At 62.1% G+C, this 17,284-nt stretch carries 14 protein-coding genes; 5 read left to right on the top strand and 9 right to left on the bottom strand.

Translation table 11 applies throughout. From position 1 onward, the window contains the following. Positions 1-23: 23 nt before the first annotated feature. Positions 24-2,213 (bottom strand): polyribonucleotide nucleotidyltransferase, encoded by a 2,190-nt coding sequence (gene pnp / locus IEV88_RS13520; RefSeq protein ID WP_188157938.1) that lies wholly within the window; start codon positions 2,211-2,213, stop codon positions 24-26. Between the two features lie 137 nt (positions 2,214-2,350). Then, positions 2,351-2,620 carry a 30S ribosomal protein S15 gene (gene rpsO, locus IEV88_RS13515; protein WP_188157939.1) on the bottom strand — a complete coding sequence of 90 codons (270 nt, stop codon included), beginning with the start codon at positions 2,618-2,620 and terminating at the stop codon, positions 2,351-2,353. 205 nt (positions 2,621-2,825) lie between these two features. Between rpsO and IEV88_RS13510 the strand changes: the two genes are divergently transcribed. Continuing rightward, positions 2,826-3,863, top strand: a complete 1,038-nt coding sequence (locus IEV88_RS13510; RefSeq protein ID WP_188157940.1) for an alpha/beta hydrolase — start codon at positions 2,826-2,828, stop codon at positions 3,861-3,863. On the opposite strand, the gene IEV88_RS13505 is transcribed toward IEV88_RS13510, so the two are convergent. From IEV88_RS13505 to IEV88_RS13485, 5 genes are all read right to left on the bottom strand, one after another. Beyond that, complete coding sequence (locus IEV88_RS13505) at positions 3,864-4,916, bottom strand: sensor histidine kinase (protein WP_188157941.1); 1,053 nt, start codon at positions 4,914-4,916, stop codon at positions 3,864-3,866. A 112-nt stretch (positions 4,917-5,028) separates the two neighbouring features. Beyond that, positions 5,029-6,354 (bottom strand): glucuronyl esterase domain-containing protein, encoded by a 1,326-nt coding sequence (locus IEV88_RS13500; protein WP_206711155.1) that lies wholly within the window; start codon positions 6,352-6,354, stop codon positions 5,029-5,031. Positions 6,355-6,476: 122 nt separating this feature from the next. After that, positions 6,477-7,505: a zinc-dependent alcohol dehydrogenase family protein gene (locus IEV88_RS13495; RefSeq protein WP_188157943.1), complete on the bottom strand. Its 1,029-nt coding sequence runs from the start codon at positions 7,503-7,505 to the stop codon at positions 6,477-6,479. A 4-nt stretch (positions 7,506-7,509) separates the two neighbouring features. After that, a complete protein-coding gene (locus IEV88_RS13490; protein WP_206711156.1) occupies positions 7,510-8,709 on the bottom strand; it encodes a Gfo/Idh/MocA family protein in 1,200 nt (399 codons plus the stop codon). A gap of 169 nt (positions 8,710-8,878) precedes the next feature. Next, positions 8,879-10,669, bottom strand: coding sequence for a response regulator (locus IEV88_RS13485; RefSeq protein WP_188157945.1), 1,791 nt, complete (start codon positions 10,667-10,669; stop codon positions 8,879-8,881). Between the two features lie 176 nt (positions 10,670-10,845). Between IEV88_RS13485 and mltF the strand changes: the two genes are divergently transcribed. Both mltF and IEV88_RS13475 read left to right on the top strand, forming a co-directional pair. Further along, positions 10,846-12,357 carry a membrane-bound lytic murein transglycosylase MltF gene (gene mltF / locus IEV88_RS13480; protein WP_188157946.1) on the top strand — a complete coding sequence of 504 codons (1,512 nt, stop codon included), beginning with the start codon at positions 10,846-10,848 and terminating at the stop codon, positions 12,355-12,357. A 108-nt stretch (positions 12,358-12,465) separates the two neighbouring features. Further along, positions 12,466-12,780 (top strand): polyhydroxyalkanoic acid system family protein, encoded by a 315-nt coding sequence (locus IEV88_RS13475; RefSeq protein WP_188157947.1) that lies wholly within the window; start codon positions 12,466-12,468, stop codon positions 12,778-12,780. Between the two features lie 26 nt (positions 12,781-12,806). Here the strand turns inward: IEV88_RS13475 and IEV88_RS13470 are convergent, their stop codons facing one another. Together IEV88_RS13470 and IEV88_RS13465 are read right to left on the bottom strand one after the other, a co-directional pair. Continuing rightward, entirely contained in the window at positions 12,807-14,135 is a 1,329-nt protein-coding gene (locus tag IEV88_RS13470; protein WP_188157948.1) for an amidohydrolase family protein, read from the bottom strand. Continuing rightward, positions 14,132-15,568 carry an amidohydrolase gene (locus tag IEV88_RS13465; RefSeq protein ID WP_206711157.1) on the bottom strand — a complete coding sequence of 479 codons (1,437 nt, stop codon included), beginning with the start codon at positions 15,566-15,568 and terminating at the stop codon, positions 14,132-14,134. The genes IEV88_RS13470 and IEV88_RS13465 overlap by 4 nt, the downstream gene beginning before the upstream one ends. Positions 15,569-15,750: 182 nt before the next feature. Here IEV88_RS13465 and IEV88_RS13460 point away from each other — a divergent pair, with 182 nt between their 5' ends. Next, the gene (locus tag IEV88_RS13460; protein WP_188157949.1) at positions 15,751-16,860 is read left to right on the top strand and encodes a hypothetical protein; all 1,110 of its coding nucleotides are present in this window, start codon (positions 15,751-15,753) and stop codon (positions 16,858-16,860) included. A gap of 265 nt (positions 16,861-17,125) precedes the next feature. Next, the gene (locus IEV88_RS13455) at positions 17,126-17,284 is read left to right on the top strand and encodes a hypothetical protein (RefSeq protein ID WP_188157950.1); all 159 of its coding nucleotides are present in this window, start codon (positions 17,126-17,128) and stop codon (positions 17,282-17,284) included.

Genomic DNA, 17,284 nt, shown 5'->3' with positions numbered 1-17,284 from the left:
AATTCAATTGGCTTCGGACGCGCCTAGTCGTCGCGGCGCGCACGGCGCGCACGGCGCGGACGGTCACCGCCGCCGCCGCCGCCGGTGTCATCCTCGTCTTCCATGCCCGGCACCAGTTCACCGGTTTCCTGGTCCACGACTTTCATCGACAGCTTGACCTTGCCGCGATCGTCGAAGCCCAGAAGTTTGACATAGACCTCGTCGCCTTCCTTGACGACATCGGAGGTCTTGTCGATACGCTCCGCAGCGAGCTGCGAAATATGCACCAGACCGTCGCGGGCCCCGAAGAAGTTGACGAAGGCGCCGAAGTCCATCGTCTTGACGACCTTGCCCTTGTAGATTTCGCCGATTTCCGGTTCGTCCGTGATCGACTTGATCCACTTGATGGCGGCATCGATCTGTTCCTTCTCGGAAGAAGCAATCTTGATCAGGCCGTCATCATCAATATTGATCTTGGCGCCGGTTTTCTCGACGATCTCGCGGATCACCTTGCCGCCGGTGCCGATCACTTCACGGATCTTGTCGGTCGGAATCTGCATTGTCTCGATGCGCGGGGCATATTCGCCCAGTTCGCCGCGGGACTCGCCGATCGCCTTGCCCATCTCGCCGAGAATGTGCATGCGGCCGTCTTTTGCCTGGGCAAGAGCGGTTTCCATGATCTCGCGGGTGATGCCGGCGATCTTGATGTCCATTTGCAGCGAGGTGACGCCCTGATCCGTACCGGCGACCTTGAAGTCCATGTCGCCGAGGTGATCTTCATCGCCAAGAATGTCGGACAGAACGGCGAAGCGTTCGCCTTCGAGGATAAGACCCATGGCGATACCGGCGACGGCGCGCTTGATCGGCACGCCGGCATCCATCATCGCAAGGGACGAGCCACAGACGGTCGCCATCGAGGACGAGCCGTTGGATTCCGTGATTTCGGAGACCAGGCGGAGCGTGTAGGGAAATTCTTCCTGGGACGGAAGAACGGCGCGCAGCGCCCGCCAGGCAAGTTTGCCGTGACCGATCTCGCGGCGGCCCGGGGAGCCCATGCGGCCGGTCTCGCCGACGGAGTATGGCGGGAAGTTGTAATGCAGCAGGAAGCTTTCCTGATATGTCCCGGCCAGCGCGTCGATATATTGCATGTCCTCGCCGGTGCCGAGCGTGGCAACGACGATCGCCTGCGTCTCACCGCGGGTGAACAGGGCAGAACCGTGGGTCCGCGGCAGGATGCTGACTTCGGACTCGATCTGGCGGACGGTTTTCGTGTCACGCCCGTCGATCCGCTCGCCAGTGTCGAGGATACCGTTACGAACGATGTCGCTTTCCAGCGATTTCAGCAACGAGCCGACCATCGTTTTGTCGAGGGCTTTCTCGTCTTCCTCGTTGCACAGCTCGGCATAGACCCTGTCTTTCACTGCGCCGATTTTCTCGACACGGGCCTGCTTCTGGCGCTCGCCATAGGCATCGCGCAGGCCGGCTTCTGCCAGCTCGCGGATCCTGCCCATATGCTCGGAATAATCCGCAGGCGTATAATCCCACGGCTCTTTCGCGCATTTCTCGGCGAAGGAGATGATGAAGTCGACGGCTTCCTTGGCCGCACCGTGACCGGCGACGACCGCGCCGAGCATGATTTCTTCCGACAGCTCTTTCGCTTCAGATTCGACCATCATCACTGCGTCGGCCGTACCGGCCATGACGAGATCGAGCTCGGTCTCTTCCATCTCGGCGAGGGTCGGGTTGATGATGTAGTCGCCATCCTTGTAGGCGACGCGGGCAGCACCGATCGGGCCCATGAAGGGCAGGCCGGAAATGGTCAGCGCGGCAGAAGCGGCAATCATGGCAACGACATCGGGATCATTCTCCAGGTCGTGGCTCATCACGGTACAGACGACCTGTACCTCGTTCTTGAAGCCCGGTGCAAAGAGCGGGCGGATCGGACGGTCGATCAGGCGCGAGGTCAGCGTCTCTTTCTCTGTCGGACGGCCTTCACGCTTGAAATAACCGCCAGGAATACGACCGGCGGCAAATGTTTTTTCCTGATAGTTGACGGTCAGCGGGAAGAAATCCTGCCCCGGCTTGGTTTCGCGCTTGCCGACCACTGTGGCCAGCACGCTGGTGTCGCCATAGGTCGCGAGAACCGCGCCGTCGGCCTGCCGGGCAATACGGCCCGTCTCGAGGGTCAGCTCCTTGCCGGCCCACTCAATCGTCTTCTTCGTAATTGTAAACATGAGAGTTTCTTTCAATTCGGACGAGTACCGGATTGCACGCGTCCTTGTGTACGTGTGGCGGGCGTCAGCACCCTTGCTGCACGCCTGGCCACATAACAAAAGCGGGCCCATAAGGCCCGCTTTCCGGTTTACCTGCTTTAGCGGCGCAGGCCAAGCCGTTCGATCAGGGACTGGTAGCGCCCCTCGTCAATCTTTTTGACATAGTCCAGCAGCCGGCGGCGCTGGGAAACCATCTTCAGAAGGCCACGGCGGGAGTGGTTGTCCTTCTTGTGGTCCTTGAAATGTTCGGTCAGGTTCTGGATCCGCTCGGTCAGGATGGCGACCTGTACTTCCGGGGAGCCTGTGTCGCCCTCTTCGCGGGCATAATCCTTGATCAGCGCAGATTTGCGCTCAGCAGTAATCGACATTGCTTTTCTCCGAGTGCCGGTAAACAAAGACCGCCTGCCGGGGCACCGTCCAGCAAGGGTTGGCGGGTGTTAGCCGATTATCGCGGGCACCGCAAGGCATTAAAGGGCGCAAGCTTGACGGTGTCAGGCGTGCCGGCGCCAACCAATGCTTGCCGCCAAGCAGGCAAGGCGGTTAAATCAGGAAAAATCACACGGCGAGAAAATAATGACAATCACGATAAGCACGATCACCCGCAAGGCCGTTGGCGCAATGACGGCCGCCGGCGTCGCCATAGCTGCGATGGCAAGCCCTGTCGCGGCGCAGGGCGTCTCCGTCGAACAGGTGCTGATCCCCGGCCCGTCGCTCGAGGGAAACCTCGAAGGCAATGACGCGACCCGCGACATCATCGTCTACCTGCCGCCGAGTTACGCGACCGACGAAGACCGGCGCTACCCGGTCGTCTACGCCCTCCACGGCTATTCGGCCAATAACGAGGCCTTCCGCGCCGATCTCGCCCGCACCGACGCCGTCGCCAGCGCTTTCGCCGGGGGCGCGCAGGAGATGATCGTCGTCATGCCCGACGCCCAGACCCTTCACAACGGCTCGATGTACACAGCCTCCGTCACCGTCGGCGACTGGGAGAGCTATATCGCCGAGGATGTTGTCTCTTATGTCGACGCAAATTATCGCACGGTTGCGACACGGGACGCCCGCGGCCTCGCCGGCCATTCCATGGGCGGCTATGGCACGCTGCGCATCGGCATGAAGCGTCCCGATGTCTTCGCCGCGCTCTATGCGATGAGCCCGTGCTGCCTGGAGCCGTCGCGCGGCGTAGATCCGGCCATGCTGGAAAAACTCAGGGGCTATGACGACCCCGCCGACACGCTAGAGCTTGGCTTTTTCGAGCGGGCGACGCTTGCCTCCGCCGCCGCCTGGTCGCCGAACCCGGAAAACCCGCCCTTCTATTTCGATTTGCCGGGCGATGACGCCGTGACCGATCCGGTCGCCCGCTGGACAGCCAACGCCCCTCTGGCCATGGCGGACCAGTACCGCGCCGCGCTCGATAGCTACGAGGCGATCGCGATCGACATCGGCGACGAGGACTGGCTGCTGCCCGGGGCGAAGAAGATGAATGAATGGCTGACCCTCAACGGCATCGAGCATGACTTCGAGATCTATGAAGGCGATCACGTCAACCGCGTGTCCGAACAGTTCCGCGACAAGGTGCTGCCCTTCTTCTCGCAGGCACTGACCGCAGAGTAATCAGTCCAGCGGCAGGTCGATCCTGACGCGGAAACCTTGCGCGTCAGTGAGGGTTTCCATGGTCGCGTCCAGCTGGCTCGACAAATTGGCTATGAGGGCGCGGCCGATGCCCTTCGCCTTGCTGCCGGCGTCGACGTCACCCAGCCCGCAACCATTATCCGCATAAATGATGCTCAGCTGTTCGCCGTCGGCCTTGATGTCGAGGGCAATCTCGGGATTTTCGGTGTTGGCAAAGGCGTGCTTGATCGAATTCAGCAGCATTTCATTCAGCGCAAGAACGAGGGGCACGGCCCGGTCGATCTGGAAAATGGCGCGGCCCGATGTCCGCACCTTGATCGCAATCCGGTTTTCCATCGTCATCGCCTTCAGGCTGTCGGTCATGTTCTCCGACAGGAAGGCGACGATATCGATCTCGTTATGGCCGCCGGTCTGGTACAGGCTGCGGTGAAACTCTTCCAGCACGCCGATCCGGCCGGCGAGGTCCTGGATCGCCTTTTTGGCAAGCTCGTCGTCAACGGACTGAGCCTGCAGCCGCAGCAGCGCCGAGACCAGCGCCAGATTGTTCTTTACACGGTGATTGACCTCGTAGAGCAGCGCGTCCTTGGCCTTCAGCGCTGCATCGAGTTCGCGCCGGGTCTCCATCTCCTGCGTCCTGTCAGACATGGTCAGGACCGAGCCGACCTGTTTGCCTTCTTCATCACGAATAGGACGGGCCGTGCCAACGGCATCGACGAGAGCGCCGTCAGGGCGGCGTATCTTCCAGTGGGCGTCCTCGACCGTCTCGCCGTTTGCCACGGCGCGGGCAAGCGGCAGGTCATGGGGCGGGTGCGGCTCGCCCTCGCTCGTCAGAAGGTGATAGGCGTCGGAATAGTCATCCGGCTCGACATCGAGCTGCTTTACATCATGGATCCGCGCCGCAGCCGCATTGATGAAGACAAGCCGGCCATTGGCGTCGGCGACGATGACGCCTTCGCCAAGCTGTTCAAGGGCAGAAACGAGGATCTTGTCGTTCGACAGTCCAATCCGGTCCAGAAGATCTTCGATGATTGGCATGGCACTCCCCCAAGCTCTGGCAAGACGCCATCAGCCTGACACCTTACCACCGGCAACAGAGGACACAATGTCCTATGTTAAGACCCGCGGCGGCCCGCAGCTGACCTGATAGTCAGCGAGCGATCCATTCCCGCTCGGCAAAGTCGAGAAAACTCTCCCAGTTGAGATGGTTGGAATGGCCGCCCTCCTGCTGGCGGAAGACGATGGCGCCCTCGCCGACCTCGACCTTCTCGCCCGGGAAATCGATATCGGGCATCGAGCCAGCGCCGTAGAGCTCCCAGGCCGGGCTCGCCGCCTTCGTCGCCATGAAGATACCAACCGGATCGACCCAGGCATCGCCCTCTTCCGCCTTGCCGGTACCGACGAAAAGCGGGCGTGGGGCAGACAGGGCGACCAGCGAATGGGCATCGATTGGCAGATCGTCCCAGCCGAGCGGATCGGCGGCGTATCTCAGGAAGTTCCCGGCCATCCAGTGATACTCGCCGGAGGAGGCGACATTTTCCAGCACCTCGCCATTGTCACGGCGATAGAGCGAGGCCCCCGCTTCGCCGGATGACCCGGAAAAGGCGGCGGCGAAACGCTCGTCATAGGCCATGGTGACGAGCGCCGCCTTGCCATAGCGTGACAGACCCTCAATGGCGACGCGGCTCGCGTCGATCTCGTCCATCGTCTCGAACGCATCGAGCACCCGGCTCGCGCCCCAGGCCCAGGCCCTGAGCGCGCCCCAGTCGTCAGCGTCACGCGGCTGGCCCTTGTTGACGAGGCCGATGATGCCGCTCGTCAACCCGGCGCCATTGTCGGCCTGCACCGTTGTCGGCACGAGTTCGGCATGGGCCCAGCCGCGCGAGAGGATTCGTTCCGTCGCGGACGGGCTGGGCGGCTCCCATCCGGCTGGCGGCTGGAAGTCCGCTGGAAAACGGAAAACGAAGCTGACGATGGCAGGCACCGGGCCGTCTGCGTCCGCCGGAAGTGTCAGGGTCATGTCGATCGTGACGTCGATTGCCGGCCAGGCACGGTTGTCGACGCGCCCGGCATAGTCGCGGATAATCGCCGGCACGCCGGCCACCATCTCCTCGTGCTCGGATACCACTTCCCATGTGACCGATGGCGTGGCCTCCGGCGCGTAGCCGTAGATTTCGCTGCTGAAGAGATCGATCAGTTCGGGCCGCCGTACATCTTCCCATATCGCAGGCGTCGTGACCGTATCGCCAGCGTCGGTGATCATGAGCGGCGGCAAGTCCGGGTACGGATTGGATGTCGCCTCGTCGTAATTGGCATAGTTGTCAGCTTCCGGGTCCATGCCGTTGCGACCGGGGCGCAGCGCCTCCAGCCCGAGCAGGTCGAGCATGCGGCGATGATCCTCCTCGGCGGTCAGCTCAACCGGCGCGTCATCCTGCGCCTTGGCCCCCGGGGCAGCGACAAGGGCTGCAACAGCCACAATAGCCAAAGCCAAATGGATAAGCGTCTTCATCCTGCCCTTGCCGTCCTGTCCTCGCCTGTCTCTGGTGACGCTACCGTTGCCGCGATAAGGCGGTCAAGCGCCCCCTCTTCGACCCCGCCTCACCGTAATGGCGGGAACGGCCTGGCATCGGCGTTCTCGCCGATATCGATGACGATCTTGCCGATGGCATCGCCTGAATCGAGGTACTCATGGGCGGCGCCGACATCTTCCAGCCCGAATCGGCGCTCGTCGATCAGCGGCTTGATGGAGCCGCTCTCGATCATCCGCGCGAGGCGTGTCAGGATCCGGCCATGCAGGTCGAGATCCTGATCGTACAGCATCGGGATCAGCATCAGCACCACGTCGAGACGGGCGTTCTTCATATGCAGCGGGCCGAGATCGGGAGAGGCACCGCCACCGACCGTCGTCACGATGCGTCCGTTGACTTTCACCGCCTGCAGGGATTTTTCCAGGTGCGGGCCGCCGATCGTATCGAACACGACGTCATAGCCTTCACCACCGGTTTCCTCGTCGATATAGTCGTTTACGGACTTTTCCCTGTAATTGATCGCTCGTTCCGCCCCCAGATCATAGGCGATAGCCGCCTTCTCCTTCGAGGAGACGGTGGTATGCACGATCGCGCCCATGGCGCGGGCGAGCTGGACGCCAATATGGCCAACGCCGCCGGCACCGCCATGAACCAGCACGCGCTCACCGGGCTGGACTTTCGCCCTGTCCACCAGTGCCTCCCATGCCGTGATCGCGACAAGCGGCAACGCCGCCGCCTCGCGGCAGGAGAGGCTCTCCGGCTTGTGGGCGACGAGGCGGGCATCGCAGACCATGCGCTGCGAATACGCACCATCGCGTCCCTTCACCCCACCGGCGCAGCCATAGACCGCCTCGCCTTTCCTGAAGCCCTTCACGGCCTCGCCGACAGCGGCGATCTCGCCCGCAACATCGCAGCCAAGCACCCGCGGCGCATCCGGCCCGACCGGCGCCGCACCCTGACGGATCTTCAGGTCAACCGGATTGACGCTCGACGCTTCGACAATGATCGCGACCTCGTTCGGGCCAGGCTCTGCGTCAGGCTTGTCGAATGCCTCGAACGGCGCCTTGCCGTCATAGGCGTCGAGCTTCATCGCTTTCATGGGGTTACTCCATCATGGTTGCGTCGGGGCTGAGTTTCACCGGACGGCCCTCCCTGGCGGAGGTGTAGATCGCCTCGATGATGCGGCAGTCGCGCAGGCCCATCTCGCCCGGTGTCAGGATCGGCGTATCTTCCAGCACCGCGCTGGCCATGTGATCAAGCTGTGCCGCGAACTGCACGCTGCTGTCGCCGGGATCGAGCCGGTCCGTCGAGCGGCCTTGACGCAGGGTCAGCGTATTGCCGCCATAAAAGGTCGCCGGATCCATGGAGACGCGGCCTTGCGTTCCGTATACCTCGATCGTGTTCGAGTTCTCGGTATTGTAGCTCGTCGACAGATTGCCCATGGCGCCGGACGGAAACGTCAGGAGCGCCGACACGTGATCCTCGACCTCGAGGAAGCGGGGATCATCCGCAGGCGTCGTGATCCGGGCGGAGACCTCGACCGGCTGCTCGCCGAGGAAGTATTGCATCCCGTTGAGCCCGTAGATGCCATAATCCGGCAGCGCCCCGCCCCCTGCCAGTGACCGGTCGAGCCGCCAGACATCGCTCGGACGGGACAGGTCGGCGACGCGGTGATTGGTCGTGTGCAACATGCGCGGCATGCCGATCTCGCCGCCGCGGATCAGCTCTTTCGCCTTCATGTTGTAGGGCTCGAAATGGACGCGATAGGCGACCATCAACTTCCTGTTCGCGGCCTCGGAGGCGGCGATCATCTCCTCGCATTCGGCCGGCGATGTCGCCATGCATTTCTCGACCAGCACATGCTTGCCCGCGGCGAAGGCCTTCTTCGTCCATTCCGCGTGCAGGCCCGTCGGCAGGACGATATAGACGACATCGACCCGGTCATCATTGGCGATTTCGTCGAACCGCTCATAGGAATAGATGGCATCTTGCGGCAGGCCGTAGGTGCGGGCGATGCCGGCACCTTTTTCCGGATTGCCGGTGACGACAGCGGTAAGCTGGCAATGATCGGTGCCCATCAGCGCCGGGATCATCTGGTTCAGCGCAAACGACCCGAGACCGACGACGGCATAGCCGACGCGCCGGCCATCATTGGGGATGGTTACAGCCTGTTCCGGGAAGGAGAACCCTGCCGGGAAGGGCCGGCCGACAGCCCGGTCTGGCAGGACGGTGCCGGCAGGCTGGACGCCATTGGAGCGGATCACCTCCGCCGCCGCGGTGCCCGCAATCAACGGCGCAGCCATTGCGCCACCCGCGGCGCCTTTCAGGAACGCGCGGCGGGACGGTCCCGGCGGGTTGGTTGCTGAAGATCCTGGTTTTTTTCCGGTCATAGTGCGTCTCCCGTTACCGTTGACAGGAAACATAGATCGTCACGGGCGCATGGCTAGCAAAAGCGGCGGACGGCAGGCAGGCTCAAGCAGATTTGCGCGTCTTTGCCGAGGCGCGTCTCGTGCTGAGGACGCGGCGGATCGAACGGACCATTTCGACGCGATCGACCGGCTTGGACAGATATCCGTCCATGCCGACAGCGAAAAGACGGTTGGCGGCGCCGCTCATCGCATCGGCGGTGAGCGCAATCACCGGCATGGCCTTGCCGGAAAGGGTATCGGAACGCAGACGCTTGATCGTCTCGATCCCGTCCATGACCGGCATGTGCACGTCAAGCAGCATGATGTCGACATGGTCGGTTTCGAGCACTTCTAGCGCCTCGCGGCCATTTTCCGCCTCGGTGACAATGGCGCCGGCCTCCTCCAGGAAGATCCGGGCGACCTTGCGGTTGACTGCCTGATCGTCGACCACGAGCACGCGGACCCCGTCAATGCGATCGCGCGTTGCCGCGACGGTCGGGTCCGGTTCTGCGGCATGTTTCTGCTCGGCGGGCTCGGCAAAAAAGGTGAAGACGAAGCGGGAGCCGACGCGGGGCGTCGATTCCACTGTGATGTCGCCACCCATTTGCTGCGACAGGTTTCGCGCGACCGTCAGGCCAAGGCCGGTGCCGCCATAGCGCCGCGAGATCGACGCATCGGCCTGGGCGAAAGCCTGGAACAGGCCCGCCAGCTTCTCTTCCTCGATACCGATGCCGGTATCGGTCACGCTGACCGTGATGAAGTGGCCCTGGCCGCGCCCCTTCATCGGCTTGGCGAGAACCTTGACGGAAACCCCGCCCTTCTCGGTGAACTTGACCGCGTTCGAGACGAGATTGGAAATACACTGGCGTATACGGATCGCATCGACATGGACCCATTCGGGGACATCGGGATGGAGCTTCAGGACCAGTTTCAGGCCCTTTTCGCGCGCCAGGGGCATGAACAGCTCGTGCGTGCGCTGGAAAATCGTGTGCAAATTCTCGTCGGACGGGGATAGCAGCGTGCGCCCGGCCTCGATCTTGGACAGGTCAAGCACGTCATTGAGAATGGCAAGCAGCGTATTGCCGGAATCCTGGATCGTATCGACCATTGACCGCTCCTCGCTCCCCAAGGGGCGGCTCTGCAGCGCCTGCGCCATGCCGAGGACGCCATTGAGTGGTGTGCGGATTTCATGGCTCATATTGGCGAGGAATTCCGTCTTGGCACGGCTGCCGGAATGGGCCTCCTGGCGCGACTGGCTCAGGCTGCTGGTCGCGGCCGCCATGCCGTAATGATAGACGAGGGTCGACAGGGTGATGCCCAGGACGAGGATGCTGAGCCCGACGAAATTCCAGTACAGGAAAACCTCTGGCTGGATATTGTTGTCGTAGGGCGCGAGGCTGTCGCGGAGGAAGTAGAAGCAGCCATACAGCAGGCACACCCCGGCAAGATAGCTGAGCCCGGCGCGCAGTCCGATGGCCAGGACCGCGATCGGCGGCACGGCGGCGAGATAGAATGTCCCGAGGGAAAAGAAGCCGCCGCCGGTATAGGCCGAGAGAGCGCTGGCAAAGGTGAAAAGGGTGAGGAACAGATGTGCCGTCGCCGTGGTGCTGGCCCCTTTTCGGCGCAGGATGAGGGGTGGAATGACGAACAGAAACGGCGCGATCAGAATGAAGGTACTGATCGCTGTATTACGTTTGAGAACATCTTCGATGGCGAGGACATTCGAGATATTGCCGGCAAGCAGGACACTGACAGACATGATGATCAGCAGTCGCTTGCGCGCCGCGCTGAGGTGATCATCGCCCTCCACCGGCGGCCACATGAAGTTTTTCAGATGACGGAACAACAAGGTCAAAGACCTCTCCCAACTCACAGACATTTCACCTGAAAAAGCACACTTTCCAGTAGGCGCAAAGTAATGATGAAAGATTAGAAAAGGGTAAAATCACACCCGACGCCGGTCAATCCGCACGGCGTCAGTGCCGGGAACGCCGGCGAACCTTAACTCCGGCACAGTGTTGTCAGGACAGGATGGCAGATACGCAAGGACATCGACCAATCATCGCAGGCAAGTCTGTCTGGTTTATCGCCGTAGCGTTACTCGCAGGCGCGCTCGCGCTTGGCTTTTTCCTTTTTGGCAATGACGATGACAGAGACGGCGACAGGGCAGACATTGGTGCCGGGAACGCATCTGAACTGATCGTTCTGACCGTCCGGGGACCCGCGACCTATCGCGAGCGCGACGGTCAGGTCACAGGCTATGAGTACGCCCTCACCAGCCGCTTGGGGGACGATCTGGGTCTCGACGTACGCTATGAAATCCATGACAGTCTCGGCGCCCTGACGCAGGCAATTGACAACAATGAGGGCCATATTGCCGCCGCTGGCCTGACCGGGCGCGAGCGGACCGGCACCCAAGCCGCTAACGGGCCCGCCTACAAGGCCGTGACGCCGCAGATAGTCTGCAAGCGCGGCAGCTCCCTGCCAACCGGAATGGACGATCTTAAGAATGTCTCGTTTGCCGTTACCGAGGGATCGGGCGGCGAAGAACTCTTGTTCGAGCTGAGTGGCGCAGAGCAGGCGTTCTGGCAGCGCCGCGATGTGACCTCAGCCATGCCCTTGCTGACAGAGGTCAGCCGCGGGACCATCGACTGCACGCTTGCCGAATCCCACATTATTGCACTCGCCCGTCTCGACTATCCGGACCTTGCCATTGCCTTTCCGCTCGGTGAGGAAGACCGGCAGCTTGCCTGGCTGATCGCGCCAGAGGCAGAGATCCTGCAGGAATTCCTTCCCGGCTGGATGCAGTCATTGCATGAAGACGGCACGCTGGAAGATTTTGACGAGCGGTTCTTCGGCCATCTTGACGACTTTGACTATTTGAACATTACAACGTTCCGTAAGAGGATTGATACGCGGCTGCCGGATTATGAAGATTATTTCCGCGACGCGGCCGACATGGGGAATCTCGACTGGACGTTACTTGCGGCCCAGGGCTATCAGGAATCTCACTGGGACCCCGAGGCGAGAAGCCCGACAGGCGTGCGCGGCCTGATGATGCTGACGCTTCCGACTGCCCGCGAGCTGGGCGTGGAAAACCGGCTTGATCCGGTCCAGAGCATTTATGGCGGCGCCGACTACATGGACCGACTCTACAACCGCCTGCCTGACGCAGTGACAGGGTATGACCGGCTGTGGATGGCGATGGCTGCCTATAATGTCGGCTATGGTCACCTCCTCGACGCGCGCCGCCTCGCCGACCGGCGGGGCCAGGACAAGAACAAATGGCGGGTCATCGATGACATGCTGCCGCTGCTGACCAAGAGCCAGTACTATTCGACCGTGCCTCACGGCTATGCCCGTGGGTACGAGCCGGTGCACTATGTCCGCCGGATCCGGGAATATGACGATATACTGACGAACAACATTCCGAACCCGGAACAGCCGCCTTTCATCATTGAGGACACCGGCGACACCGCCGTGGCGGACACCCGGGCGCAAGGCGAGGATGCGCTGGGCGAGCAGGTCCTGCCACCACAGTGATGGCATGGGCGGTGCGGGGTCACCCGGCGGCCCCTGCCGAAACATCATGCCGGATACTGCAAAAGTCGCGGCCGCCCCCCTATATGAAGGCGAAACGGAGGAATTATCATGGCTCGTCCCGTCACCATCACGCTATCCCACGATCTCGGCAAGGAAGAAGCCCGGCGCCGCATCGAGGAAGGCTTTGCCAAGCTGAAAGGCGCCATGACCGGCGGTATGATATTCAAGTTCACCGAGAGCTGGGAAGACGACAAACTGTCCTTCATCGCCAAGGGGCTGGGCCAGACGATCACCGGCGAAATCGACGTCTTCCCGGCCCATGTCCGGATCGTGGCGACATTGCCAGGCCTGCTCGCCTCCCTCGCCGAGACGATTACCGGCAAGGTCGAACGCGAGGGCAAGCTGCTTCTCGAGAAGAAATAGCCTGCCCCCGGCCTTGCCCTGAAGGCTTACTCCCCCTGATAGGCGACCGGCAGGTCCTTGCGAGACAGGTCGAGATAGCGCCGGGCCAGCAGGCTCTGGCGCGTGGTGCGGTCGACTTCCTCGCCGGCGATGATCACCGTTGTCGGACGCGAGGTCAGCTCGAGAGGGTCACCATCCCAGATCACGATATCGGCCGTCTTGCCGGCCTGGATCGTGCCAAGCTCTGCTTCCAGCCCCCAGATGATTGCCGGGTTCAGCGTGATCGCGGCAAGTGCGTCCTCACGGCTCATGCCATAGGCAACGGCATTGCCGGCGAGCTGGGTCATCGCGCGCAGATTGTGCGTGTACCCGATATCCGAGTCGAAGAAAGCGACGCGTACTCCCTTTTCCTGCAGGCGGGCGGCATTGCTCAGCGTTGCGCCCATTGCCTCGAACCGCGCGGGCAGATTATCGAGCGGGTTGATGATGACCGGGATATCGGCAAGCGCCAGCTCCTCGGCAACCATCCACGCCTCGCGGGCTGACAGCAGCACGAGATCGAGGCCGAATTCCCGCTGCATCTCGATCAGGCGGCGGATATCCGGCGCGCTCTCGACTTCGACCAGCAGCGGCTTCTCGCCATTCACATAGGGGACGAGCGCCTCCAGATCCGGTATCGTCAGCTCGCTGACATTCGTCATGTAGCGGTAATCTTCAGGTGCCTGCGAATAGCGCTTCGCCTCGTTGAGGTAATACCGCAGGAGGGCAATCGCCCCGGCCTTGGTATCACCGGCGCGATTCGCCCCGGCTTGTCCCATGGCGACCATCTGCGCGACACAGGACCTGGTCACCGGGTCGATACTGCCCGACAGGTCGATGACCATACCGCACCCGCCAAACAGCTTGCCGCCCGGATCCGGTGTCGTATAGGCGCGCGTCACGCCGCCAGCGGCATTGATCGGAATGATCGAGCTCGACGTGTTGAGCGCGTCCTCCGCATTCAACGAGGCAGACAGCGGGAAATCGCTGTCGGCGCGGCGATCATTGCCTTCGTCATTGCCGCCGATTTCCTCGATCCCGAGGGCCGAGACCGGCGCGAACAGGCCTGGTGTTACCGGCATTCCGCCGGCGTCGATGATGCGGAATTCATCGCCTGGCGGGGTGACATTCGCGCCCACCGCAACGATGCGGCCATCATTGATGATGATCGAGCCGCTGCGGATCGTGCGCGGATTCTCCGCCGGACCGGCGAGGTGGATCTCGGCATTGATGATGGCGATCGGCTCGGCCTTCGCCACGCCGGTCATAACCGCTGCGACACAAAGGACGCTGGCGGTTGCGGCAAACAGCTTTTTCATGTCAGCAAGCATGCTCATTGTCCTGCCCCTCCGGTTGTCGTGTTATCCAGTTGGCCGATTTCGAAATCGGTCCGCGGGCTGATCTCGGGATCGCGACGGTCGAACAACAAGGCGCCGTCTATGAAAACCTTGTCGGTTTTCGTGTAAACGGAGAACGGATCGCCGTCCCACAGCACGACATCGGCCATCTTGCCGGCTTCCAGCGTGCCGGTATCCTCGAGAATGCCCATGGCCCTCGCCGGATTTGCCGTGATCCAGGTGATCGCCTCTTCCGGTGCGATGTTGAGACCGAGATTGTTGCCATCCGCCATCGCTTTTGCCGTCTCCTGGTTCAGGCGCTGTATCCCCATCTCCGAGTCCGAATGGATGATCGTACACCCACCCGGCTGGGCGTGGATAAGTGCCGCGTTTTCCGGTACCGCGTCATAGGCTTCCAGCTTGAACCCCCACCAGTCGGCCCAGACTGACGCGCAGATGTCGTTCTCGGCCAGTTTGTCGGCAAGTTTGTACCCCTCGATGGCGTGATGGAAGGCGGTCACCTCGTAGCCGAATTCTTTCGACAGGTCGAGGATCTGGGCCATTTCGTCAGCGCGGTAACAATGCATGTTGACAAGGATGTCGCCTGCCAGCGCTCCGGCGAGCGTTTCATTCTTGAGGTTTCTCTCCGGCGCGTCCTTGCCTTCCGGATCGTCGAGATAGTCGTCCCATTTCTTCTTGTAGGCCTGGGCATCGATCCAGGCGGCACGGTATCCTGCCATATTGCCCATGCGGGTCGCCGGACCGGAACTGGAATAGACCCGCTTGGGGTTTTCACCGCAGGCCATTTTCATACCATAGGGGGCATCGGGAAACTTCATTTCCTGTACGGTGCGGGCCGGCACGTTTTTCAGCGTCACCGCGCGTCCGCCGAACAGATTCGCAGAGCCCGGCAGAATCTGAAGCGAGGTGATGCCGCCAGCCAGAGCGCGGGTGAAGCCCGGATCCTGCGGCCAGACCGAATGCTCGGCCCAGACATTGGCGGTGTTCGGCGACGTCGCTTCATTGCCGTCAGACGTGGAGCTGAAACCGGGCGATGGATAGACGCCGAGATGGGAGTGATTGTCGATAATGCCCGGCGTGACGAACATGCCTGACCCGTCAATGGTGACGATGTCGCCCTTGGGCGCATCGATCTCGCCGGCCGGGCCGACCGCCTCGATCCTGCCGTCGCGCATGAAGATCGACCCGTTCTCGATCTTGGCGCCGGTGCCGGTATAGATCGTCGCGCCGGTAATCAGTGTCGGCTGGGAGGGATAAGGCTCATAGGTCGACGGATAGGGATTGGTCAGCATCGACGACGCCTCACCGGTGTCGCTTGTCCCCTTGTCCTCTTCATTGCCGCCTCCACAGGCGGCGATGGCGATACAGGCGGCAATCCCGCCCAACATGCGCAAGTCGAATAAACCTGTCATCGTTCCGAAAGCTCCCATCTGATGCTGGAGACAGTTTAGACACCGGAAACCTTCTGGCAAGCAAGGCCTTTGACTTTGCAGCGTTTTTCATCCGCCTGGCGGTTCCGGCGCCAGCCGGGTGGAGCGGGTCCCGGCGGTGTTGTATGCAGGAACAGGCAAGGAGGACCAGATCGGGTATGGGTGTGCGGCCGAAAATCATCATTCATGCCGGTATGCACAAGACCGGCACGTCGTCACTGCAGAAAATGCTCGCAGACCGGCGCGAGGTCCTCGCGCACCATAAGATCTGGTATCCCGGGAACGGGGTGGCAGACGCTGCGCCACTGCTCAACGTCAAGCGCGCGGACTGGACCGAAACGGCCTTGAGGGAAACCCTCGAGACGGCCTGCCGGCAGGGCGCGGAAACCATCCTGTTCTCGCTGGAGAGCGTGTCGACATTTTCCGAGGACAGTTTCCGGCGACTGACCGATGCGTTGCATGGCTACAAGGTCCTGTATCTTTTCACCCTGCGCCACTGGGCGACCTACATGCCATCGCGCTGGGCCCAGTATGTCCGCCGCCGCGACAGCCAGACCCTGGGCCAGTATGTCACCGCAGCCCTGCAAGGCGATCATATCGATCACCGTCTCGACCTTCCCCTCGCCCGGGCACTCGGCAGCGGCAAATGCCAGGTGCGGGCGATTTCCTATGACTGGGCGTCGAAGAAACCGGGCGGCGTTCTCAATGCCGTCATGCGGGTGATGGGTTTCGACGATGCCTTGCGCACGACACTGCTGGCTTCGGCAGAATGGCGGCACCGCACGCCCGATCGAGCCGCTATTGAAACCGTCCGCCTCCTCAACGGCGTCCTGTCGGCGCATATGGGCTTGCCACAGAACGATAATTTTCACGCCGTTCTCGAGGACAGGCTGGTGGATGTGCCTTTCACCCTGCCGGGCAATGCGATCGACCGGGATCTCGCCTTCCGTATCCGCGAGATCGGGGACTGCACGCTCACGGACGGCGGGATCATCGACTGGCCCGATGCCGCCAGCCTGCTCGAAGACTATCGCGGGTGTTTTCCCGGTCTGGCGGACAGGCCGTTCTTCCCGCCTGTCGATGGCAAGCCATTGTCCTCGTGGTCTGTGGAATGGCCGGCCATTGCCGGGGACCGGGAGGTACAGGCTTTCGTGGCAGGCATGGTCCCCGTCATCGAGCAACGGCTTGCCGACAGGGATGCCATCGTCGCGCAGACCCGGGCGGGGACAGGCGAGGAGGCAGGATCAGGAACAAGGGAACGACTGCCGGGCTGACCTGTTGGCTGAACAGGTTCTGACGTAACGGAGAAGCCCGATGAGCAATCCCGCACCCCAAACCGGCAGTACCGCCTCGATCGCATCCCAGCGGGATCGACCCGGGTGACGTCAACCACGCCAGTCCGGCAACCGCACGCCACTGCATCGGCAGATGACACACGAGGCGTGCTCGGCCAGCTCGACAGGGACGAGGGCAGAAATTCCTGCCCTGACCTGAGCGGCCTGAAAACCGCTTGCACAAGGAAGAAGAAGGAGAACCCCCATGAGCCGTGAAGGACCCCTGACAGAGAATTCGTCGCTGGAGCGCCTGCGCCGCGAAGTCAGCAATCTCGAGCCCAGGACCAGGGCCGAGACACGCCAGAACAACCAGGAAAAACAGCCCAACAAGGCCGGCGGCAACGCTGCCGGCGGCAAGTCCTGA

This window comes from Aquisalinus flavus (assembly GCF_014640095.1).
In the GTDB taxonomy this organism is placed as follows: Bacteria; Pseudomonadota; Alphaproteobacteria; order Caulobacterales; family Parvularculaceae; genus Aquisalinus; species Aquisalinus flavus.
This window is presented reverse-complemented; position numbering and strand designations above follow the sequence as displayed.